Genomic DNA, 20,818 nt, shown 5'->3' with positions numbered 1-20,818 from the left:
GAGGCCACCGCGCCGCGCCTGGGGGATCATCGACAGGTGACGGAAACACGGTGGAAGGAGTTGGCGGAGTGGCCCCTGATGGGTGCAGCTCTGGCCTTCCTGGTCGCCGCCGCGGTGATGGTGGTCGGGCAACCCGTGGGTCCGGTGGGAGCGGTCACCCGGGTCGTGATGGCGGGGACGTGGCTTCTGTTCTTCGTGGACCTCGCCGTCCGGGTGGCGTTGGCGAAGCGTCGCGGACCGTGGTTGCTCAGACACTGGTACGACCTCGCGGTCCTTGTCCTGCCGGTCCTGCGGCCGCTGCGACTTCTCCGGCTGGTGACCATGCTCGGGGGGATGAGGCGGTCGGCGGGCACAGAAGTACGCGGGCAGGCGATCACGTACGCCGCGGGGTGGGCGGTGGTGCTGCTGGTGGTGTCCTCGCTCGCGGCGTTGAACGCGGAACGTGGGGCGCCGGGCGCGACGATCGAGACCTGGGGTGAGGCTCTGTGGTGGGCGACCGTGACGGTGACCTCCGTGGGGTACGGCGATTACTCGCCGGTGACCCCGGTGGGCCGCGCGATCGCAGTGGGACTGATGTTCGGCGGGATCGCACTGCTGGCCGTGGTCACGGCGACGCTCGCCTCGTGGATCCTGGAGAGGGTGGCCGAACTCGATGGCGCCAAAGTCGGTGACGCCGAACTCGGTGACGCCGGAGAGGATCGGGCCGGACCCGGAGAAGTCAGCCCGGCGGCGACCCGGGCCCAGGTGACCGAGCTGGCCGAGGAGATCGCCGCGTTGCGACGCGAGCTGGCCGCGCGAGACGCCCGAGGCGCCCCGCCGGGTGATTTTCCACATGACCCGCCCGGCGGCTCGTCCGTATCGTCGGGTCCATGACCACGGACACCGCACGACCCCTCTCCCTCGGCTCCCGGTACGCGAGCGAGTTCCCCGAGCTGGGCGTGCCGTGGAAGGCCGCGGAGGCGACCGGGCCGCGCCTGCTCGTCCTCAACGAGGCACTGGCCGACGAGCTGGGCCTGGACGCCGATTACCTGCGCGGCGACGAGGGCGTGCGGGTGCTCACCGGCAACCACGTGCCGGACGGGACCACGCCGGTCGCGCAGGCCTATGCCGGCCACCAGTTCGGCGGTTACTCGCCACGGCTCGGGGACGGAAGGGCCCTGCTGCTGGGTGAGCTGCCCGACGGGCGTGACCTGCACCTCAAGGGCTCCGGCCGCACCCCGTTCGCCCGCGGCGGCGACGGATTGGCCGCGGTGGGTCCCATGCTGCGCGAATACGTCATCAGCGAGGCGATGCACGCGCTCGGCGTGCCCACCACCCGCTCGCTCGCCGTCGTGGCCACCGGCAACACCGTGTACCGCGAGGAGCCCCTGCCCGGCGCGGTGCTGGCCCGAGTGGCCGCGAGTCACCTGAGGGTGGGGACGTTCCAGTTCGCGCGATCGGTCGACGACGACGAGCTGCTGCGCCGACTGGCGGACCATGCGATCGCCCGGCATCACCCGCACGCCGCCACCGCGGAGAACCCGTACCTGGAGTTGTTCGCCTCGGTACTGCGCGATCAGGCGGAACTCGTGGCCCGCTGGATGCTGCTGGGGTTCATCCACGGCGTCATGAACACGGACAACACCACCATCTCGGGCGAGACCATCGACTACGGGCCGTGCGCCTTCATGGACGAGTTCGACCCGGCCACGGTCTTCAGCTCCATCGACACCGGCGGGCGCTACGCCTACGCCAACCAGCCGCCGGTGCTGCAGTGGAACCTCGCCCGGTTCGCCGAGACCCTCGTCCCGCTGGTCGACCCCGACCAGGACGAGGCGGTCCGCCTGCTCACCGAGGTGCTGGGCACGTTCCCCGCGCACTACCAGCAGGCGTGGACGGCCGGGATGCGCGCCAAGATCGGCCTCCCGGACGAGGTCGCGGACGCCGAGGCGACCGACCTCATCGACGAGCTGTCCCGGCTGCTCAGTGCGACGCGGGCCGACTACACGACGTTCTTCCGTGCCCTGGGGGCTGCCGCGGACGGGGACGACGATCCGGTGCGCGAGCTGGTCGGCGTCCTGGCCGAGGGCTGGCTGACGCGGTGGCGGGCCCTGGGGCCCGACCGGGGATCGATGGACCGGGTCAACCCGGTCTACATCCCCCGCAACCATCTCGTGGAGGAGGCCCTGGACGCGGCCACGGCAGGGGACATGGGGCCCGTGACGGAACTCCTCGTCGTCGTCACCGATCCGTTCGCCGAGCGGGCCGGTTACGAGCGCTACACGCGCCCCGCCCCGCCCGAGGCCGCGCCGCACGTCACCTACTGCGGAACCTGAGACGACTCCTCCAGCAGTACAAGCGTATTGATACGAAACATTTATCTTTCATCTCCCCCTTTTGTCAGCCGTTCATATGACACTGAAGTTGTCACATCAATCTTGCGGCTCCGGCGCAAGGCGGCTGGGGGGTCACACGTGCGGATACTCATCGCGGACAGCGACGGCGGATATCGTCAGACCTCGGCGATCCTCGGCAGGTTCGTCGAGGATCTGCTCGGCTTGACCGGTGCCCGGGAGGCCGTCCGTGTGCAGTGGCCGGCTCCGGGCGCGGTCGGGCGCCGTCGGTCACACACCTGGGAGTCCTCGGCCGCGGCGGGGGTGGCTGACCTCAACCGACTCGTGAGGCTCCATCCGTCCGACGACCTCGTGCTCATCGGCGCCTGCTGCGGGACCCGCGTGATCCACGACTGGATGGACGCGCATCCCGAGGATCTGGACCGGGTCGTGGCGGTGGGACTGGTCGCGGACCCGTTCCGACCGAGCGACCGCTGGCTCGTCGGAACGTCGGACCCGGGCGGGCAGGGCGTGGCGGGACTGCGGCGAGGCCCGATCCCCGAACGCACGCACTGGCTGTCCGTGTCGGGCGACCCGCTGAGCGGGGTGCAGCCGACGAATCTGCTGCGCGGGGCGGTGAGGGACTCGACCCTGACACCCGCCCAGGTGTACGACGACCTGCTCGAGAACCTCCCCGACACCCGGACCAGGTTCGCCCTGCGGCTGCACGTCGTGAACAACCCGGCGCTGTGGTCACCGCATCTGCTCCGTCAGCTCGACGACGCCACCGACACCCTGACGACCTATCGCGACGCCGGGTACGCGGCGCGGTACGAGGCCGACGGCGACGGTGCCTCCCCGCTGGGTCGGCTCGCGCGGGTCATCGCGGACCGGGTCGCGCAGGAGCAGGCCGCCTGAGCGATTCGGTACGCCTATACGGTCGCCGGGGCCGGGCGGCGGCTCCGGAGCAACTCCTCGAAACGCGCCGCCGGGCCCGGAGTGGGCAGACGACCCTCGTTCGCATCGGCGAGCAGGGCGTTGACCGTCTCGCGCGCGCACGTCTTGTTGGAGCCGATGAACCCGCGCGGGCCCCGCTTGATCCAACCCACCACGTACAGTCCGGGCAGCTCGCGCCCACCGACGCCGTCCAGTACGCGGCCACCGCGGTGCGGGATGGTCGAGGTCTCCGGGTCGAACGGCACCCCGGGCACCTCGACGCCCCGGTACCCCACCGAGCCCAACACCAGTCCCGCCGCGATGGTCTCCTCGGAGTCCGGACGGGGCACGGCGTGGACCCGGCCGTCGGCGCCTGTGGCGAGTTCCGTCCGCGCCACCCGCAGGCCCTCGGCACGAGAGGAGCCCGTGACCTCCAGGGGTGCGGTCCGGAACCGGAGGATGATCCGGCGGCGCGGGGGAGTCTGCGGGGGCCCGTCCGCGGTGTCGTGCGAACGGGCGGCGATCCGCGCGAGGTATTCCAGCTTCAGGCGGCCCTGGCGGGTGGTCGCGGCGGCCGGGTCGATGCCGCCGGGGGCGTCGATGCGCAGGTCGATGTCGTCACGGGCGGCCAGTCCGACCAGCTCGGGCAGGGTGAACGCCGCGTGCTCGGGGCCGCGGCGGCCGAGCACCACCACCTCGCGGACCCTGCTGCCGCGCAGCGCCTCCAGCGCGTGGCGTGCGATGGAGGTGCCGGCGAGCCGCTCCGGGTCGGTGGCCAGGATCCGGGCCACGTCCAGCGCCACGTTGCCGTTGCCGACGATCACCGCCCGCTCGTGATCCAACGGGACGTGGGCGTCGGCATGGTCGGGGTGATCGTTGTACCACCCCACGACCTGCGTCGCCGACGTGCTCCCGGGCAGGTCGACCCCCGGGATGTCCAGGGGTCGGTCCGTGCCCGCACCGGTCGCGTACACGACCGCGTGGTGGTGGGCCGCCAACTCCTCGGTGGTGACGTCCTCGCCGATGTTCACCCCGAGTCGGTAGGTGAAGCCGGGCTGGTCCTCGATCGCGGTGAACAGGTCCGCGACGGCGCGGGTGTCGGTGTGGTCGGGGGCCACGCCGTGCCGGGCGAGCCCGTGGGGGACGGGCAGACGGTCGAACACCGTCACCTCCACCCCGGGCTGGCGGAGCAGTTCGTCGGCCGCGTACAGCGCGGCCGGGCCGGCGCCCACCACGGCCACCCGGAGCGTCGTCCGCGTGGGGCCCAGGCGCACGAGCGTGGGCACCCGCGCCTGGGGCCTGGCCGGGCGGTCGGTCCCGGTCAGGGCCTCGTTGATGCCGAGGAAGTCCTGCTGTTCGGGGGCCAACGCGGTGTGCGGCACGATCGCGCCGACCGGGCACGCCCCCACGCAGGCGCCGCAGTCCACGCAGGACACCGGGTCGATGTACAGCATCTCGGCGGTGGCGAAATCGGGCTCGTCGGGTGTCGGGTGGATGCAGTTGACCGGGCAGGCGTGGACGCACGAGGCGTCGGCGCAGCAGGCCTGCGTGATGACGTGGGGCATGGCGGGCGGGCCTAGTCGCGGAACGCCACGGGCGGCTCGCCGCGGTACCGGGACGGGCGACCGTCGATCTTCAGCGCCTTCCACACCCGACGCGCGGCCGGGTTCATCAGGCCCGAGTCCTCGGCGAGCATGCGGACGTCCCCGAACAGGTCGGACAGGAACCGCTGCGACTCGGGGCTGTCCCAGTAGAGTTCCCGGACCACCTCGTCCGGGATGTCGAACGTCTCGCGGAACTCCTTGGTGGGCTTGAGGATCGCGTCGCACAACACCCGCATGATCACGGGGAAGAGCAGCGAGACCACGTACTTGTCGCCCCGGGAGAGCCGAGGGGCGTTGCGTGCGACGTAGGTGTGCGCGAACGAGATGTGCCGGGCCTCTTCCGCCACGTGGATCTCCATGATCCGCGAGAGCACCGGCGGGAGGGAGTCCGAGTTCCGCAGGACCTGCTTCTGCGTGTGGTCGATGGGCTCCTCGCCGGCGAGGACGCCGATGAAGAACGCGACGGGAAAGCGGCCGGCGGCCAGCGGGAGCACCGGCGAGAGACGGCGCATCCACCCGGGCATTCCCGGGACGTCCGCGCCGATCCGGTTGACGCCCTGCTGGAACATCTGGGTGTGGTGGCACTCCTCGGTGGCCTCGTGGGTGAGGTACCGGAACTCCTCCGAACCGTTGTCCGCCTTGAAGACGTACTGCATGATCCCGCGGATGAGGATGTTCTCGAACTGCAGGCCGACCTTCATGACGTTGGCCTGACGCCACAGGCCGATCGCGATCTGCTTCTCGAGCGGCAGGCTCTTGTACCAGGGATGACCGCCCAGGGGATCGATTCCGGCGGGCAGGACCCACCGCTCGTCGGTGGGGTCCACTTCGAAGTCGGGGTGGTCCCAGGGGATGTCCTTGAAGGGGTCGAAGCTGCGGTGAACCGAAGCGTGTGACAGCCGACGGAGCGTGTCCTCGTACTGTTCGCGACTCGCGGACGGGGCGGGTGCGGGGGCTGCAGCGGACATGATCATCCTTCCGGTCACCGGCCGGTGGGGCCGTGAGCGTGGATCCTCGGATGCGGATGAGACAGAGAGACATCCGCGATCTATCTGTCTCTGACGCTAGACATGGGGGTGCGTTTCGTCAAGCAGTCATGAGGGTCTGATCGGCTTCGCACACGCCCCGGCGGGGTTGCGCCCGTGGTTCGGCGCCGCGCTGGGACGGGCTTCGCCAGCTGGCGGTGCGCGGCGGGATTCTCCAGGGCTCGCGCCGATCCGCCCCTCTGATTTCCATCCACCCGCGGGCCCCCGCGCGCGCATGGAAATCAGAAGGGTGAATCGAAGTGGGCGGCGGAAACGGCGGGGGCGGATCGCATTCCGAGGGGCGGACCGGCGCAGGAGGCGGGGCCGGGGTTCGCGGACGCGGACGCCGCCGGCGCTACGCGTCGGCGCTGCTGCTCAGGGACCCGATTGGAGGGCGGACCCGCCGAGCAGTGGCCCGAGGTGGTTCCGCGCGAAGGCCCGGGAGACCTCCGGGTCGTCCAGATCGATGGTCGTCGACGGCGTGAGCACGAAGGACACGACCAGCCGGGCGGTCAGTTCCGCCACCACCAACACCTCCTGGTCGCTCCGCTCGTCAGGGGCGGCCCGGGAGATCTCCGCGGCGAGGAAGTGCGCGGCCGCGGTGATGAGGGGCGCGCCCTGCACGGTGAAATGGGGGACGGTCGCCTCGGGCTCGGTCTCCAGGAGGCGGTTGAGCAGATCGTGGTCGCGCAGCGCCTCGACGGTGAAGGCGAAGCCCTCGGTGAGTTTGTCCTCGATGGTCTCGTGGGCGTCGATCTCGCGCTGCAGGTCGGCGAGGAACCACGCGGCCTCCCTGAGCAGGGTCGCCTCGACCAGTTCCTGCTTGTTCGCGAACCGCCGGTACAGCGTCATCCGTGCCAGGCCCGCCCGTCGCGTGATGTCGTTCATCGTGGACCGTGCGATACCGACGCTCTCGAACTGGGCTGCCGCCGCGTCGAGGAGCTGCTCGCGGATCGGGTCGTCGATCGCCGTGTCGTCCGGGAGTCCGCGTCCGGAACGCAACATCGCCAGCGGATCTGACGCGGAGGTGTCGCTCATGTCCGTGATTGTCCCACCCCTGGTGAGGTCGTGCGTCCGTGCCTGAACTCGCGCGCCGTCATCCCCCACCACCGTCGGGCGTACTGGCTGAACGTCGTGGCGTCCCCGAGTGCCAGGGCCGAGGCGATCTGGGAGAGCGGGATCTCGGTGGTGGTGAGCAGTCGCGCGGCGATGTCGCGGCGGGCCTCGTCCCGCAGGGTCGCGAAGCTCGTGCCCTCCCCGGCCAGCCCGCGCTGCAGCGTCCGCGGGGAGACGGAGAGCAGCCTGGCGACCTGCGGCAGCGACGAGGTGCCGGTGTCGAGGGACTGGTGCAACACCGTGCGGGTCCGCTCGGTCATGGTCCGCCGGTCCTCGGGCAGGTGCTGGTCCAGATACCGCAGTGCGAGCTGCTGGACCGCGTCGTCGCCGCCCGAGATGGGGCGGCCCAGCAGCGAGGAGGGCACGCGCAGCACCGCGGCGGGGGCCGACGGCGTGACCGGGGCGCCGAAGAGTGATTCGTACCGCGCGGCATCGGTGTTGAGCGGATTGGGCAACTCGACCGCCAGCAGGCCGTAGTCGCCGCCGAGCACGCTGCGCATGGCGCGATGGAGGAAGAGCAGGACGAGATCCACTGTCTGCGGAGGGATGAGCTGCCCGGGTTCCCGGTAGCCGAACCGCACCCCGAGGACGTCGGCCTCGTCGCGCGGATCGGGCACCACGGTGATCTCGATCGAGCGGGAGTGGAAGAACAGGTACTTCGAGGTCATCTCCAGTGCCTGGGTGGTGGTCCGCGCGTTCTTCACGGCCACGGCGACCGGGCCCAGCATGTCGAGATCCTGGTGCCCGGCCACGCGCAATCCCAGGTCCGGGCACCCGAGTTCCGCGGCAGCGGTCTCCAGCAGGAGGGCGATCGACAGGTCCTCCACCAGGATCTCGTCGCTGTCGAGGGCGCCGCCCGGCAACCCGGACCGGCGGGCCAGGTCATCGGGGTCACCGCCGAGTTCGGTGACCACCTGCCGGACCCCGCGCAGGCCGGCCGATCGGATGAACGCCATGGAGTCACCCTGCGGCACTTGGCGCGATAGAGCAACTTATTGGCGCATTCGAGCAAGACCGGGTCGCCGTGGGCGGATACCGTACCGGTCATGACTAGTTCCACGAATCGTCCGGAGGGCCCGGGCGCAGCACCCGGAGACCCGCTGGACCTGCTGATCGTCGGCGCGGGGCTGTCCGGCATCGACCTGGCCCACCACGTCCACCGCGCGTTCCCCGACTGGCGGTGGGAGATCCACGACGCCCACGACGACCTGGGCGGCACCTGGCACACCTTCCGCTACCCCGGCATCCGCTCGGACTCGGACATGGCGACCTTCGGGTTCCCGTTCCGGCCCTGGCCGCACGGATCGACCCTCGGCAGCGGCGCGGAGATCAAGGAGTACCTCCGCGACACCGCCCGCGAGGCCGGCGCGCTCGACCGCCTACACCTGCGCTCCTGGGTGGCCGACGCGGACTGGCGCAGCGATCACCAGCTGTACCGGGTCACCTGCGTCACCGATACCGGCGCGCGCACCGTGTGGGCCCGGCGCGTCCACTTCGGCTCCGGCTACTACTCGCACACCGAGGGGTTCCGTCCCGAGTTCCCCGGGGAGGCGGACTTCCGCGGCGAGATCATCCACCCGCAGCAGTGGCCCGACGACCTCGAGTACGACGGCCGGAAGTTCGTGGTGATCGGGTCGGGCGCGACGGCCGTGACGCTGGTCCCGGCGCTCGCCGAGCGAGGCGCGGACGTGACGATGCTCCAGCGCACCCCCAGCTACATCGGCCCGCTGCCGGAGAAGGACCTCATCAGCGCGGTGTGGCGGCGACTGCTCCCCGCGCCGTGGAGCTACCGGGCGGCGCGGCTCAACCACGGCGCGCGGGACACGGCCCAGTTCGTCATCGCCCAGCGGTTGCCCTGGCTGTTCAAGGCGGGCCTACGGCTCATGCAGCGGCGCTACATCTCCACCGAGCAGATCGACGAGCACTTCACCCCTCCGTACCGGCCGTGGGACCAGCGCGTCTGCAAGGCCCCCGACGGGGACATCTTCCAGGCCATCCGGCGTGGGGCCGCCCGGGTGGTGACCGGACACATCGACCGGTTCACCGACACCGGCATCCGCCTGCGCTCGGGGGAGGAAATCGAGGCCGACGTCATCATCACCGCCACCGGCCTCAAGCTCGAGGCCTTCGGTGGCGGCACGCTGAGCATCGACGGCGAGGCTCTCGACGTCCCGTCGCTCGCGACCTACCGCGGCATGATGTTGGCGGGCGTGCCCAACTTCAGCTTCACGGTCGGCTACATCAACTCGTCCTGGACTCTGCGGGCCGACCTGGTCTCGCAATACATGGTCAAACTGTGGAAGACGGGCGAGTCGGTGTACGCGCCACGGCTGCCGGGCGAGCCCGCCGACCGGCTGCTGCTGGACTTCGACGCCGGCTACATCCAGCGTGACGGCCACAAGTTCCCCAAGCAGGGCACCGCCCGGCCGTGGCGGTACGTCCAGAACTTCCTGGTGGAGATCCCCGAGTTGGCTTTCGGTGACCAGCGCCGCGAGATGGCGTTCGGGGACCGCGTGGAGCTCACCGACGCACGCCGAGCCCGCGTTGATGACCGTTACGGCGCCGACCGCAGCGACGACGACCGCGACGACGACCGTGACCACGACGACCGTGACCACGACGACCGTGACCACGACGACCATGACCACGACGACGAGGTGGCCCGAGCATGAGCCGATTTCTCCCACGGAAGAGCGCCGATCGGTCCGGGCGGGCAGTCGCCCCGGGCGGTGCCCGGCGAGTGTTCATCACCGGCGCCGCGTCGGGGCTGGGGCTGGCGCTGGCCACGGAGTACCTCGCGCTCGGTGACGAGGTGATCCTCACCGACGTGCACGCCGATCCCCCTCCCGCGGTGCAGGGGTTGCAGGGGCGGTGGACCTACCGCCGACTCGACGTGACCTCCGACGAGGACTGGCAGTCCGCCGTCGCGGAGATCGACTCGCTCGACATCCTCGTCAACAACGCCGGTATCGCGATCGGCGGTCCGCTCGAGTCCACGTCGATGGAGTCGTGGCGGCGGATCGTGGACATCAACCTGCTCGGCGTGGTGCGAGGCTGTCGGGCGCTCGCGCCCAAGCTGGGCCGGGGAGGCCGGCTGGTCATCACCGCCTCGGCCGCTGGTCTGGTGCACGCCCCGCAGATGGGCGCGTACAACGCGACCAAGGCCGCCGCGGTGGCGCTGGGGGAGACCCTCGACGCCGAGCTCCGGCCCCGCGGGGTGTCGACGTCGGTGATCTGCCCGCAGTTCTTCAAGTCCGGATTGGCGGACTCGCTGTCCGGTGAGGACGCGCGTGCGGACGAGATGGCACGCACGCTGCTGTCGCGGACGAGGTTGACGTCGGAGATCATCGCCCGGCGGTCGGTGCGCGGGATCGAGGCCCGGCGCGTGGTGATCACGCCCGACGCCCTGGCGACGTTCTTCTGGTACTCCAAGCGCTTCACGCGCGTGCCGTTCCTCGGCTCGACGCGGTTGATCGGCAAGGCGGTGGCACGCCGCCGCTGAGCGTCGACGGCCCCGCGGGCCGGAGGCGGCGGGCTCAGGCCCGCGGGTAGACGAACCCGCGGCTCACGTCGATCCCCACCGCCTCACCGACCCGCGTCGGCACGGCGCTGCCGACGGGAGCGAGGACCCGCAGCTCGATGTCCTCGTGCCGGCAGATGACGGTCCGACCGCTGCGACCGTAGAGCGAGGTGACGAACTCGGCTCCGATCCGGTCAGGCCAGGCCTCGACCCCTGCCGCGCCCCCGGCGCCGGGAGTGGACAGCGCGAGTCCGGCCGGCAGGAGGGCGAGCGTCGCGGGGCCCGTCACGGGCCCGGCGGGGCCGGCCAGCGCGTCCGAGCCGAGGGTGATCCCACCGGTATCGGAGCGGAACCCCTCGTCGGTGACCGTCCCGTCGACCAGCGTGGCGTCGTGCAGGAATCCTGCGACGAACGCGCTGTTCGGCGCCGCATCGAGCTGGTCGGGCACATCGCACTGGACCAGTCGGCCCTTGTGCAGGACGGCCACCTCGTCCCCGATCGCCAGGGCCTCGCCCCGGTCGTGGGTGACGTGGACCATCGTGAGGTCGTGCTCGGCCGCGAGCCGGCGGAGCATCAGCCGGAGCGACGCACGGAGGGGTTCGTCGAGTGCGGACAGGGCCTCGTCGAGGAGCAGGACGCCCGGCCGCGCGACGATCGCCCGTGCCAGCGACACCCGCTGGCGCTGACCGCCGGACAGGGTGTCGGGCCGGCGGCGGGCGAAGTCGCCCAGCTCGACGGTCTCGAGCGCGTCCGCCACCAGCTTCCGCCGGCGGGCGGCCGGCACCTTCGCCCGGCGCAGGGGGTAGGCGACGTTGTCCTCCACGCTGAGGTGGGGCCACACGGCGTGGTGCTGGAAGACCATACCGAGGCCCCGCTGTTCGGGTGGGAGGTGGACCCCGTCTCCGACCAGGGTCCGGTCCCCGACGCGGATCGTCCCCTCCGAGGGGCGTTCGAATCCGGCGATGGCGCGCAGGAACGTGGACTTGCCGGATCCGGACGGACCGACGAGCGCGAGGATCCTGCCGGAGTGGACCTCCACGTCGAGGTTGTCGAGCGCGACGGTGTCGCCGAAGCGGACGCCGACGCCGTGGGCGACGAGGTTAGGCACGGATACTCCCGGTTGCGGATTCGGACCCGGTGGCGGGTCGGCTGTAGCGGGCGCCGAAGGCGGCCAGGACGAGCAGGCCCACCACCATGAGCACCGCGGACAGGGCGGAGGAGGCGTTGTAGTCGCCCGCCCGCTGGTACTGGAAGATCACCACGCCGAGGGTCTGGGTGCCGGGCGCGACGAGCAGCACCGAGAGCGTCAGCTCGCGGACCGCGGTCACCGCGACCATGATCATGCCGATCCCGACGGACGGCAACGCCAGACGGACGCTGGTATCGAGTCGGGAGCGCAACGCCGTGGCCCCACCGATCCGCGCGGCCTCCTCCATCGACGAGTGGATCCCCGCGAGCGGCCCGCGGACGGTCTGGACGACGATCGCGGTGAACGCCGTGACGTACGCCCCGAGGATGACCCAGCGGGTGTTGAACAGCCCGGTGTAGCGGCCGAGGATCAGCCACCCGGTGGCGATCACGAGGCCCGGGACGGCCTGCGGCAGCAGTACCGACAGGAGCATCGGCTCCCGGTCCCGACCGGACAACCGCGTGGTGAACAACGCGACGAGCAGGCCGAGGACGCCGCACACCAGGGCCGCACCGAGCGCGAGCACCACCGAGTTGGTCACGCCGTCGACCGTGGTGGACGCGGTGAGTGCGCGGCGGAAGTTGTCTAGGGTCGCGGTCTCGAGGGTGAGCGGGACCCCCGGGGCCGGCAGGAGCGCCCGGACAGCCAGTCCGACGAGCGGGGCGAGGGTCACGACGACGCCGGTGACCCACGCGATGAGGCCGAGCGGGACCCGCGCCCGGCCGAGGGCCTGGGGATCGGCGGGCCGTCCGGTGCCACCGAACTCCACGGAGCCCTTGGTGACCTGACGGTCGAGGAGGGTGCCGAGGACACCGAGCAGGAGCAGCACGATCCCGATCTGGGAGACGGTCTGCAGGGGTGAGGCGACGGACCCGGACTCGAGGAACCGGTAGACCATCGTGGAGAGCGTCTCGTACCCGGCCGGCAGGCCGACGATGACGGGGATACCGAAGTCGCCGATCCCGCTGACGAAGGTCAGGGTGAACGCCGCCGCCATGGCCGGGCGGATCAGCGGGAGGGTGATGTCGAACTGGGTCCGCGACGGCGTCGCGCCGGAGAGACGGCTCGCCTCCTCCAGTTCGGCCGGGATCCTCCGCAGCGCCGCGGCCACCACGAAGTACGCCATCGGGTAGGCGTGCAGGGTGAGGAGGAAGACCACGCCGGGGCCACCGTAGAAGTTCCACGGGGAGAACCCGAACATCCGGTCCACCAGGCCGCCGTCGGTGAGCAGGCCGCTCCACGCGATGGCGCCGATGAAGGGAGGGATGAACAGCGGGGTGAGCAGCAGCAGCCGGAGCGCACCCCGCCCGGGCAGGTCGGTGCGGTCGAGCAGGAACGCCATCAGCGTGCCGATGATCACGGCCCCGATCGCCGAGAGGGCGGAGCTGACGAGGCTGTTGGCGGTCGCGCGCAGGAGGCCCTGTTCGATGAGTTCTGGCAGATGGTTGGCCCCCAGCCCCAGTGAGATGACCAGGGCCAGGGGCAGGACCATGACGCCCGCGAGGGACGCCCACAGTGCCAGCCGGAGCGGGAGCGTCACCTACCGGACGGCGGCGTTGAAGGCGGCCACGGCCTGGTCACGGGAGGCGGCGATCGCCTCGAGGTCCTGGTCGAAGAGCGTGAGGTCGGTGAGCGACGGCGCGCCCTGCGGGGTGCCGGCGTCATCGCGGACGGGCAGGTAGTTCTGCTCCACGGCGATCTCCTGCCCCTTCTTGGAGACGATGAAGTCCAGGAAGAGCCTGGCGGCCTCGGGGTTCGGGGCGTCCGCGAAGATCGCACCGGGCTGGGTGATGTACGGGACGCCCTCGCTCGGGTAGCTCACGGCGATGGGCGAGCCCTGCGCGGCGTGGTCGCGGACGAGGTAGTCCACCACGATGCCGACGGGCCTGGATCCCTCGGCGACGGCCTGGGAGACGGGACCGTTCGACTCCGCGACCTGCGGGTTGTTCGCCCCGAGCCGGTTGATCCACTCCTCGCCCAGATCGGGCTGCAGGCTCCACGCGGCGGCGTTGAACGCGGCGGCGCCGGAGACGTCCGGGTTGGGCAGGATGATGCGGTCGAGGTACTCCGGCTCGGCCAGTTCCGCCCACGACGTGGGTGGCTCCGTGACGTCGCCCGTGTTGTAGGCGATCACGGTGGGGATGATGCGGGTGCCGACGTAGAACCCGTCCGGGTCGACGGCGACATCCTCGATGGCGTCGGCCTCGCTCGGCTCGAACTCCTGGAAGAGATCTTGGTCCTTGTAGTCCTCGAAGGTCGGGACATCGGCGGCGAGCAGGATGTCGGCGGCCACGGCGCCCGTGCTCCGCTCCGCCTCGATCCGGGCCTTGAGATCGCCGGTCCCCGCGCGGAAGACCTTCACCTCGATGTCCGGCTGCTCCTCGTTGAACGCGGAGATGATCTCGTCGATCTTGGCCTGCGGCTCCGAGGTGTACAGGGTGACCTCCCCGGACGCCGTCGTGGACTCGGACGCCTCGCCGGATCCCGTGGTGGTGGGCTCGGAGCAGCCCGCCAATCCGAGTGCGCCGACCGCGAACACCGCGACAGACGCCAGGACAGCCCGACGACCAACAGACCTCGACACAGCGACCACTCCACTCTATGAACTGAGAACCGATACCCCATCCTGGCACCCGAGTCAGTCGGACCAGGGCGATCGGGATGAACCCACGGTGAATTCGGAGCGGGGCCCCGACCGGATGCGTTCCGGCGCCGCGGAGTGCACGGTGGGGTCATGAGCGAATCCACTGCCATCACCGTCGAGCGAGTGATCGACCACTCGGCGGACGAGATCTTCCAGTTCCTGTCCAATCCGGAGAACCACGCCCGCCTCGACGGGTCGGGCTTCGTCCGGGGGGACTACAAGTCGGACCGGATCCAGCAGGTCGGCGACGTCTTCTCCATGGACATGGAGGGCGAGCACATGGGCGGCGAGTACCGAACCGACAACCACGTCACCGGCTTCGCGAAGGACAAGCTGCTGGCCTGGCAGACCGCACCCGCGGGCACCGACCCCAAGGGCTGGGAGTGGGTCTGGGAGCTCGAGCCGCAGGGCCCGGACTCCACGCTGGTCCGTCACACCTACGACTGGACCAAGGTGACGGACAAGGACCTGCTCAAGAAGGTGTCGTTCCCGCTGGTGTCGGAGAAGCAACTCGAGGACTCGCTGGGCAATCTCGCCTCCGCCGTCTCCGGCTGAGCCGCCCGGGCTCGCCGACCACCTGACCTGTCGGATTCCGCGTGACGCGCGGGACCCCACAGGTCAGGCGCATTCTGGTGGGTCAGTTGTGCGGCCGCGCGCCGTCAGTCGATCTCTCGAAGCGCCGAGCCCTTGTGCATGGCCAGGTGACCGGTCTTGTCGCTCTCGATCTCGTACTGCGGCTCGTCGGTGCTGCAGCGCCGCATGCGCCCCTTGAACTCGACGTCCTCGGTGTGGATCTCGCGGATCACGCCGCGCACCATCCCGGCCTCGGAGTTCCACTCGACGTGGTCGCCCTTCCTGAAATCACTCATGGGGCCAGTATGTTGGCCGCGCGGCGGGCGTGCACCCACAATCACTGCGAGGTCACGCGGATGCGGTCAGCGCCCGCAGCATCTCGTCCCAATGGGCCAGCGGCAGCAGATGCCCCTCGCCGGCGTAGACCGTCAGGTGGGCCGAGCCCAGATGCGAGGCGAGCCATCGCCCGTGGTCGGGTGGGGCCATCTCGTCGTCGTCGCCGTACCAGAGCAGTACCGGCGCGGCGACGTCCTCGACCCGGAAACCCCAGGGCCCCACGAACGCCACGTTGTCCCACGCGATCGCGTCGGCGCCCCGGCGCAGCGCCTCGCGGAAGTTGACGAACAGCGCGCGGCGGGCGTCCGGATCGGCGATCACGCCCGTGTCGCTGCCGGCGAACATCCAGTCGACCCACGGCGCCGACTCGTCGTCCCGGACCGAGAGCATCGCGTCGAGGAAGGCGGCGTTGCCGGTGCGGAACACCTCCGCGGCGCGGGCCGGGTCGCCGGGGAGGTGGGACAGCGCGTCGAGGTCGTTCGGCGTGAGCGACTCCCGCGCGCCCGGCCGCCCCTCGTACGGCGCGAGGCCGCCGGAGACCCCGACCCGCAGCACACGCCCCGGGAGCGCGGCCGCCGTGGCCAGCGCGAACGCCCCGCCGCCCGACCACGCCGACACGGCGAACGTGCCCAGGCCCAGGTGGTCGGCGATCGCCTCGACGTCCCTCGACACGCCCGCCAGGCTGATCGGCCCCGCGTCCGACCGGCCGTACCCGGGGCGGTCGAACCCGATCACCCGGACGCCGGCCCGCTCGGCGAGCCCGGCCCCGAACACCGTCTCCAGCCGCGACCCCGGGGTGCCGTGGAAGTGGATCAGCGGCACGCCGGACGGGTCACCGCACTCGTGCACGGCCACGGTGCGTCCGTCGATGTGCACCCGGTGTTCGGTCATGGAGCCGACTCTAGGCGGGTCGACGACGACGAGGTGAGCCATCTCACGCGCCCGATCCCGCCACCACGGGATCTGCCGAACCGGCGCGATGACCTGCCACAATGCGGTCCCGGCCCACCCGGAGCGGCGCCCCGGCACCCGCCCCGGACCCGCGAAGGGGTTGCGAGGGCCCACCGGTCGGTTCGTAGTGTCGGCCGCTGTCCGACGACATAGTCGAAGACGCCCTGCGGCGTCCATGCACGACACGAGACCTTGAGGAGGTCACGAGGGATGCAGAAGAAGCTCGTTCGAACCCTGACCGGCGCGATCATGGCCGGCGGTATCGCCGCCGGGGGCGCGTCACTCGCCGCCCCGGCCGCGAACGCGGCCACGCCGAGCGCCTGGGACCAGGTCGCGCAGTGTGAGTCCGGTGGCGACTGGCACATCAACACCGGCAACGGCTACTACGGCGGCCTGCAGTTCGCGGCCCAGACGTGGAGCGGGTACGGCGGCGGCGAGTACGCCGCGACGGCCGACCAGGCCTCCCGCGAGCAGCAGATCGAGATCGGCGAGCGCGTGCTCGCCGGCCAGGGCGCGGGTGCCTGGCCGAACTGCGGCGGCCCGCTCGCCTGATCCGGGCGGACGCGCAGACGGAGCACACGACCGGCGCCGGGGTGATCCCCCGGCGCCGGTCGTCGTCTGCCCGGGCCTGGGAGGTGGCCCGAGTGCCGCGGGCGGCGTGCCGCTACTCTCCTGAACGGTGACCACCGCCGACCGCTTCTACTCCCGCCTCGTCACCCGCGACGCCGACTCGGAGCACGACCTGCCCGACGCCGTCCGCCGCGAACTCCCGCGCAACGGGCTGCGGCTCGTCGCCGCCAATACGCTGCAGTCCTCGGGCGATCAGACGGTCAACGCGTCGACCGTGTTGCCGTGGTTGTTCCACGTGATCGGCGTGCCGGCGGCGTTCGTGGGTCTGCTGGTGCCGATCCGTGAGTCCGGGTCGATGCTGCCGCAGGCGTTCCTCACCCCGCTGGTCGTGCGGGTGCGTCGCCGGAAGTGGGTCTTCGTCACGGGCGCCCTGGTGCAGGCGGTGTCGGTGGCGGTGATGGCCGCGATCGCCGCCCTCGGGCACGGGACGGCGGCGGGCGTCGGGATCCTGGCCGCGCTCGTGATGTTCTCCCTGGGCCGGTGTCTGTGCTCGATCGCGTCGAAGGACGTGCAGGGCCGCACCATCCCGTCGGGGGAGCGCGGTCAGATCATCGGGCTGGCCACGTCGGCGGCGGGGCTGGTCGCGATCACGCTCGGCCTGGCGATCCGGATCCTCGGCGGCGGCGATCTGGACAGCACCGAGTTGGCGCTGCTGCTGGTCGCGGGTGCGGTGCTGTGGGCGCTCTCGGCGTCGACGTACTCCCGGGTGGTCGAACCGGCCGGCGAGCCGGGGCCCCGCGGGGGCGCGGAGGACGGCGACGGGTCGTCCTCGTGGTTCGCGGATGCGGCCCGCCTGTTCCGCGAGGACGCCACGTTCCGCAGGTTCGTCACCGTCCGTGGCCTGCTGCTGGTGTCGTCGCTGAGCCCGCCGTTCATCGTGTCCATGTCGGTCGCGGCGGGCACCGGCGCGCTGACCGGGCTGGGCGGGTTCATCCTCGCCTCCGGAGTGGCGTCGCTGATCGGGGGGCGCATCTTCGGGCGGCTGGCGGACCGGTCGAGCCGACTGCTCATGGCGGGCGCGGCCACGGCGGCGTCGGTCGTGGCGGTCGCCCTGGTGCTCGCGGTCGCGCTCCCGGGCTTCGATGGCGGGTCCGCGCTCGGGGCGACGGTCTTCGTCGGTGCCTACTTCCTGCTCACGCTCCTGCACTCCGGTGTCCGCGTCGGCCGCAAGACCTACGTCGTGGACGTGGCCGAGGGCGACCTGCGGACGACGTACGTGGCGGTGGGGAACACGGCCATGGGGGTCATCCTGCTGGTGGTGGGCGGGATCAGTTCGGCGCTCGCCGTCATCGGCGTGCAGTGGGCGCTGGTCTTCCTCGCGGTGCTCGGGGTGATCGGCGCGGTGTCGGCGGTGACGATGCCCGAGGTGTCCCGCGGCGCGGCCCGCTAGCCCTCGACGTCCGGGTCGGAGCCGACCACGTCGTAGATCAGCTTCTGCACGCCGTTGGGGTACGCCTGGCTCTCGACCAACGCCAGCTTCTGCCTGGGCTTGTCGGTGTCGCTCCACATGCGCTTGCCGGCGCCGAGGACGAACGGGAACACCAGCAGGTGATAGCGGTCGATGAGCCCGGCGTCGGAGAGGTTCCGGGCCAGTGTCGCCGATCCGTGTACCAGGATCGGCGCACCCTCGGCCTGCTTGAGGGCCGCCACCTCGTCGAGGCCGCGCAGGATCGTCGTCGTCCCCCATCCCTCCACGAGGTCGCCCTCGGCCAACGTCGTGGACACCACGTACTTCGGCATGGCGTTGTAGCGGGGGAACTCGTCGGTCATCTGCGGCCACACGGCGGAGAACGTCTGGTAGCTGACCCGGCCGAGCAGCATCGCCCCGGCCTCGTCCTGCTCGCTGGCCTTGAGGCTGTAGACGTCCTCGTCGAAGTCCACTGCGAACGACCACCCGGTGTTGCGGTACCCGGGCTCGCCGCCGGGGGCCTCCACGACGCCGTCGAGGGAGACGAATGCGGTGTAGATCAACTGGCTCACGGCGGACTCCTCACGCGGGTCTGCCAGAATACGCCCGCACGCGGCGCCTGAGAACGGTGACAATGGCGGGGTGAGCCGGCCGACCGGGGTCGGTACGACGACGAGGAGTTCCCATGCCCGACGCCCAGACCACCCTCGCGGATTTCAAGGCGAGCCTGCTCGACGGGAGCGGCAAGGAGTTGTCCGACTACGCCGGGCAGGTCGTCCTGGTGGTCAACACCGCGAGCAAGTGTGGATTCACGCCGCAGTACAAGGGGCTGCAGGAGCTGTACGACGAGTTCCGCGACCGGGGGTTCGTGGTGCTGGGCTTCCCGTGCGACCAGTTCGCCCACCAGGAGCCGGGCACCGACGAGGAGATCGGCGCGTTCTGCGAGCGCAACTTCGGTGTGGAATTCCCCCTGTTCTCGAAGATCGAGGTCAACGGGTCGGGCGCCCACCCGCTCTACGACTGGCTCAAGTCTGAGAAGTCCGGGGTGCTCGGAGGTCGGATCAAGTGGAACTTCACCAAGTTCCTCGTGGGCCGCGACGGCCATGTGATCGAGAGGTTCGGGCCCAACCGCAAGCCCGAGGACCTGCGGGAGGCGATCGAAGCGGCACTGCGGGGGTAGTGACCGACGCCGCGCGAGTAACGATTTCAGCTGAGAGGCGATTAAGCTCCATAAGTCACTACTTACAACATTTGGAGCTTCATGTCCTTCGGACTCCGCCGCGCCGCGGCTGCGACCGCCGGCGCCCTCGCCGTTGCCCTGACCCTCGGGTCCACCGCCCCCGCCTACGCCCAGTTGGATGCTCTGGACCCCGCCTCGCTGAGCCCGTCGGAATTCGACGCCCTGCTCAGCGTCAGCGGTTCGCTGCCCCTCGGCTCCACGCTCGGTTCGGTCGGGTCGCTCGGCTCGTCCGACTTCCCGCTCACCGGCTCCGCGAGCCCGATCGGCACGCCTCGCCCGGTCGACGAGAACATCGAGACCTCCGAGTTCATCGAGGTCGAGTCCACCGATGGGGACTACGAGTACTGGCGGGTGACCTCGGCGGCCATGAAGCGCGAGGTGATCCTCGAGGTCAAGAAGTCCAAGGTCGCCGGTGAGGGCTCCGCGCCGGTCCTGTACATGCTCGACGGCGTCGACGCCCCGGAGTACAACTCCGGCTGGCACCATCAGGCGAAGATCCACGAGCGTCTCGCCACCGAGAACGTCCACGTCGTCGTCCCGACCGGCGCCTTCGCCGCGTACTACGCCGACTGGAACGAGGCGGACCCGCGGCTCGGCTACAACAAGTGGGAGACGTTCCTGACCCAAGAGCTGCCCGCCATCGTCGACGAGCAGCTCAACACCAACGGCAGGAACGCCATCGGCGGCATCTCGATGGGCGGCCAGGCGGCCATGCACCTCGCGGCCACCTACCCGGAGCTCTACCAGGGCGTCATGTCCTTCAGTGGCTACTACTCCACCATGGACGAGCTGGGCTACCAGACCATCCGCGGCACGATCGAGACGCGCGGCGGCGACGTGAGCAACCTGTGGGGCCCGCGCGGTAGCGAGCAGTGGAAGCGTCACGACACCATCTCGCACCCGGAGGGCCTGGAGAATACCGCGGTGTACATGTCCTCGGGCGCGCCCGTGGTCGATGACAACGACCGTGCCAACTACGGCACGCAGCCGGGTTGGGAGCTCAACATGCTCCTCGGTCTCCTGCTGGAGAGCGGCGTCCTCGAGGGCACCAAGGCGTTCGAGCGGTCGCTCGACCGCGCCGGGATCGACAATGTGAAGATCGACTACGCCCCCAGCGGCCTGCACAACTGGCCGAACTTCCTCAAGAACTTCGAGTCCGGCTGGGACTACATCGAGCCGGCCCTGTACGGCGACGACGTCGATCCGGGGACGGGATCCCCGGGCTCCGGCTCCGCGGGCTCGTCCGGGTCACTCGGTTCCTGAGCACCTTCCAGACAGGCGGTCCTGCGTCCCCACTCCGGGGCGCAGGGCCGCTCCTGCATCACCACTACTCA

20 protein-coding genes are annotated in these 20,818 nt (G+C 70.8%); 10 read left to right on the top strand and 10 right to left on the bottom strand.

The genetic code is table 11. The features are described from left to right. Positions 1 to 36: 36 nt before the first annotated feature. From L8M95_RS10030 to L8M95_RS10020, 3 genes are all read left to right on the top strand, one after another. Positions 37 to 873 carry a potassium channel family protein gene (locus tag L8M95_RS10030; protein WP_260486006.1) on the top strand — a complete coding sequence of 279 codons (837 nt, stop codon included), beginning with the start codon at positions 37 to 39 and terminating at the stop codon, positions 871 to 873. Continuing rightward, on the top strand, positions 870 to 2,315 hold the full coding sequence (locus L8M95_RS10025; protein ID WP_260486005.1) for a YdiU family protein: 1,446 nt from the start codon (positions 870 to 872) through the stop codon (positions 2,313 to 2,315). The genes L8M95_RS10030 and L8M95_RS10025 overlap by 4 nt, the downstream gene beginning before the upstream one ends. 138 nt (positions 2,316 to 2,453) lie before the next feature. After that, complete coding sequence (locus L8M95_RS10020; protein WP_260486004.1) at positions 2,454 to 3,230, top strand: hypothetical protein; 777 nt, start codon at positions 2,454 to 2,456, stop codon at positions 3,228 to 3,230. A gap of 14 nt (positions 3,231 to 3,244) precedes the next feature. Here the strand turns inward: L8M95_RS10020 and L8M95_RS10015 are convergent, their stop codons facing one another. The 4 genes from L8M95_RS10015 to L8M95_RS10000 all read right to left on the bottom strand — a co-directional run bounded on the left by L8M95_RS10015 (position 3,245) and on the right by L8M95_RS10000 (position 7,949). Continuing rightward, positions 3,245 to 4,813 (bottom strand): FAD-dependent oxidoreductase, encoded by a 1,569-nt coding sequence (locus L8M95_RS10015; RefSeq protein ID WP_260486003.1) that lies wholly within the window; start codon positions 4,811 to 4,813, stop codon positions 3,245 to 3,247. A gap of 11 nt (positions 4,814 to 4,824) precedes the next feature. After that, on the bottom strand, positions 4,825 to 5,820 hold the full coding sequence (locus L8M95_RS10010) for a diiron oxygenase (RefSeq protein ID WP_260486002.1): 996 nt from the start codon (positions 5,818 to 5,820) through the stop codon (positions 4,825 to 4,827). 432 nt (positions 5,821 to 6,252) lie between these two features. Continuing rightward, complete coding sequence (locus L8M95_RS10005; RefSeq protein WP_260486001.1) at positions 6,253 to 6,915, bottom strand: TetR/AcrR family transcriptional regulator; 663 nt, start codon at positions 6,913 to 6,915, stop codon at positions 6,253 to 6,255. After that, positions 6,912 to 7,949, bottom strand: coding sequence for an AraC family transcriptional regulator (locus L8M95_RS10000; RefSeq protein WP_260486000.1), 1,038 nt, complete (start codon positions 7,947 to 7,949; stop codon positions 6,912 to 6,914). The genes L8M95_RS10005 and L8M95_RS10000 overlap by 4 nt, the downstream gene beginning before the upstream one ends. A gap of 90 nt (positions 7,950 to 8,039) precedes the next feature. Here L8M95_RS10000 and L8M95_RS09995 point away from each other — a divergent pair, with 90 nt between their 5' ends. Together L8M95_RS09995 and L8M95_RS09990 are read left to right on the top strand one after the other, a co-directional pair. Then, on the top strand, positions 8,040 to 9,665 hold the full coding sequence (locus L8M95_RS09995) for an NAD(P)/FAD-dependent oxidoreductase (RefSeq protein WP_260485999.1): 1,626 nt from the start codon (positions 8,040 to 8,042) through the stop codon (positions 9,663 to 9,665). Continuing rightward, positions 9,662 to 10,495, top strand: a complete 834-nt coding sequence (locus L8M95_RS09990; RefSeq protein ID WP_260485998.1) for an SDR family NAD(P)-dependent oxidoreductase — start codon at positions 9,662 to 9,664, stop codon at positions 10,493 to 10,495. The genes L8M95_RS09995 and L8M95_RS09990 overlap by 4 nt, the downstream gene beginning before the upstream one ends. Positions 10,496 to 10,529: 34 nt before the next feature. Here L8M95_RS09990 and L8M95_RS09985 read toward each other — a convergent pair whose 3' ends face one another. Genes L8M95_RS09985 through L8M95_RS09975 form a run of 3 tightly spaced genes read right to left on the bottom strand, consistent with a single transcriptional unit; the run spans position 10,530 to position 14,286 of the window. Further along, complete coding sequence (locus L8M95_RS09985) at positions 10,530 to 11,621, bottom strand: ABC transporter ATP-binding protein (RefSeq protein WP_260485997.1); 1,092 nt, start codon at positions 11,619 to 11,621, stop codon at positions 10,530 to 10,532. Then, positions 11,614 to 13,194 (bottom strand): iron ABC transporter permease, encoded by a 1,581-nt coding sequence (locus tag L8M95_RS09980; RefSeq protein ID WP_260489218.1) that lies wholly within the window; start codon positions 13,192 to 13,194, stop codon positions 11,614 to 11,616. The genes L8M95_RS09985 and L8M95_RS09980 overlap by 8 nt, the downstream gene beginning before the upstream one ends. A 48-nt stretch (positions 13,195 to 13,242) precedes the next feature. After that, positions 13,243 to 14,286 (bottom strand): ABC transporter substrate-binding protein, encoded by a 1,044-nt coding sequence (locus L8M95_RS09975; RefSeq protein WP_260485996.1) that lies wholly within the window; start codon positions 14,284 to 14,286, stop codon positions 13,243 to 13,245. A gap of 150 nt (positions 14,287 to 14,436) precedes the next feature. Here L8M95_RS09975 and L8M95_RS09970 point away from each other — a divergent pair, with 150 nt between their 5' ends. Beyond that, on the top strand, positions 14,437 to 14,901 hold the full coding sequence (locus tag L8M95_RS09970; RefSeq protein WP_260485995.1) for an SRPBCC family protein: 465 nt from the start codon (positions 14,437 to 14,439) through the stop codon (positions 14,899 to 14,901). A 104-nt stretch (positions 14,902 to 15,005) separates the two neighbouring features. Here the strand turns inward: L8M95_RS09970 and L8M95_RS09965 are convergent, their stop codons facing one another. Next, on the bottom strand, positions 15,006 to 15,215 hold the full coding sequence (locus L8M95_RS09965; protein ID WP_260485994.1) for a DUF2945 domain-containing protein: 210 nt from the start codon (positions 15,213 to 15,215) through the stop codon (positions 15,006 to 15,008). Between the two features lie 52 nt (positions 15,216 to 15,267). Beyond that, positions 15,268 to 16,146 carry an alpha/beta fold hydrolase gene (locus tag L8M95_RS09960; protein WP_260485993.1) on the bottom strand — a complete coding sequence of 293 codons (879 nt, stop codon included), beginning with the start codon at positions 16,144 to 16,146 and terminating at the stop codon, positions 15,268 to 15,270. Positions 16,147 to 16,416: 270 nt separating this feature from the next. Here L8M95_RS09960 and L8M95_RS09955 point away from each other — a divergent pair, with 270 nt between their 5' ends. Next, a complete protein-coding gene (locus L8M95_RS09955; RefSeq protein ID WP_312027409.1) occupies positions 16,417 to 16,758 on the top strand; it encodes a transglycosylase family protein in 342 nt (113 codons plus the stop codon). 127 nt (positions 16,759 to 16,885) lie between these two features. Beyond that, on the top strand, positions 16,886 to 18,226 hold the full coding sequence (locus tag L8M95_RS09950; protein ID WP_260485992.1) for an MFS transporter: 1,341 nt from the start codon (positions 16,886 to 16,888) through the stop codon (positions 18,224 to 18,226). Here L8M95_RS09950 and L8M95_RS09945 read toward each other — a convergent pair. Further along, positions 18,223 to 18,816, bottom strand: a complete 594-nt coding sequence (locus L8M95_RS09945; RefSeq protein ID WP_260485991.1) for a dihydrofolate reductase family protein — start codon at positions 18,814 to 18,816, stop codon at positions 18,223 to 18,225. The genes L8M95_RS09950 and L8M95_RS09945 overlap by 4 nt on opposite strands. A 113-nt stretch (positions 18,817 to 18,929) precedes the next feature. Between L8M95_RS09945 and L8M95_RS09940 the strand changes: the two genes are divergently transcribed. Both L8M95_RS09940 and L8M95_RS09935 read left to right on the top strand, forming a co-directional pair. Then, positions 18,930 to 19,424, top strand: coding sequence for a glutathione peroxidase (locus L8M95_RS09940; RefSeq protein ID WP_260485990.1), 495 nt, complete (start codon positions 18,930 to 18,932; stop codon positions 19,422 to 19,424). A gap of 81 nt (positions 19,425 to 19,505) precedes the next feature. Next, the gene (locus L8M95_RS09935; protein ID WP_260485989.1) at positions 19,506 to 20,747 is read left to right on the top strand and encodes an alpha/beta hydrolase family protein; all 1,242 of its coding nucleotides are present in this window, start codon (positions 19,506 to 19,508) and stop codon (positions 20,745 to 20,747) included. Positions 20,748 to 20,818: the final 71 nt, after the last annotated feature.

It is taken from the genome of Dietzia sp. B32, from assembly GCF_024732245.1.
In the GTDB taxonomy this organism is placed as follows: Bacteria; Actinomycetota; Actinomycetes; order Mycobacteriales; family Mycobacteriaceae; genus Dietzia.
Note: the sequence above shows the minus strand (reverse complement) of the source record. Positions and strands in the feature narration are given on the sequence as shown.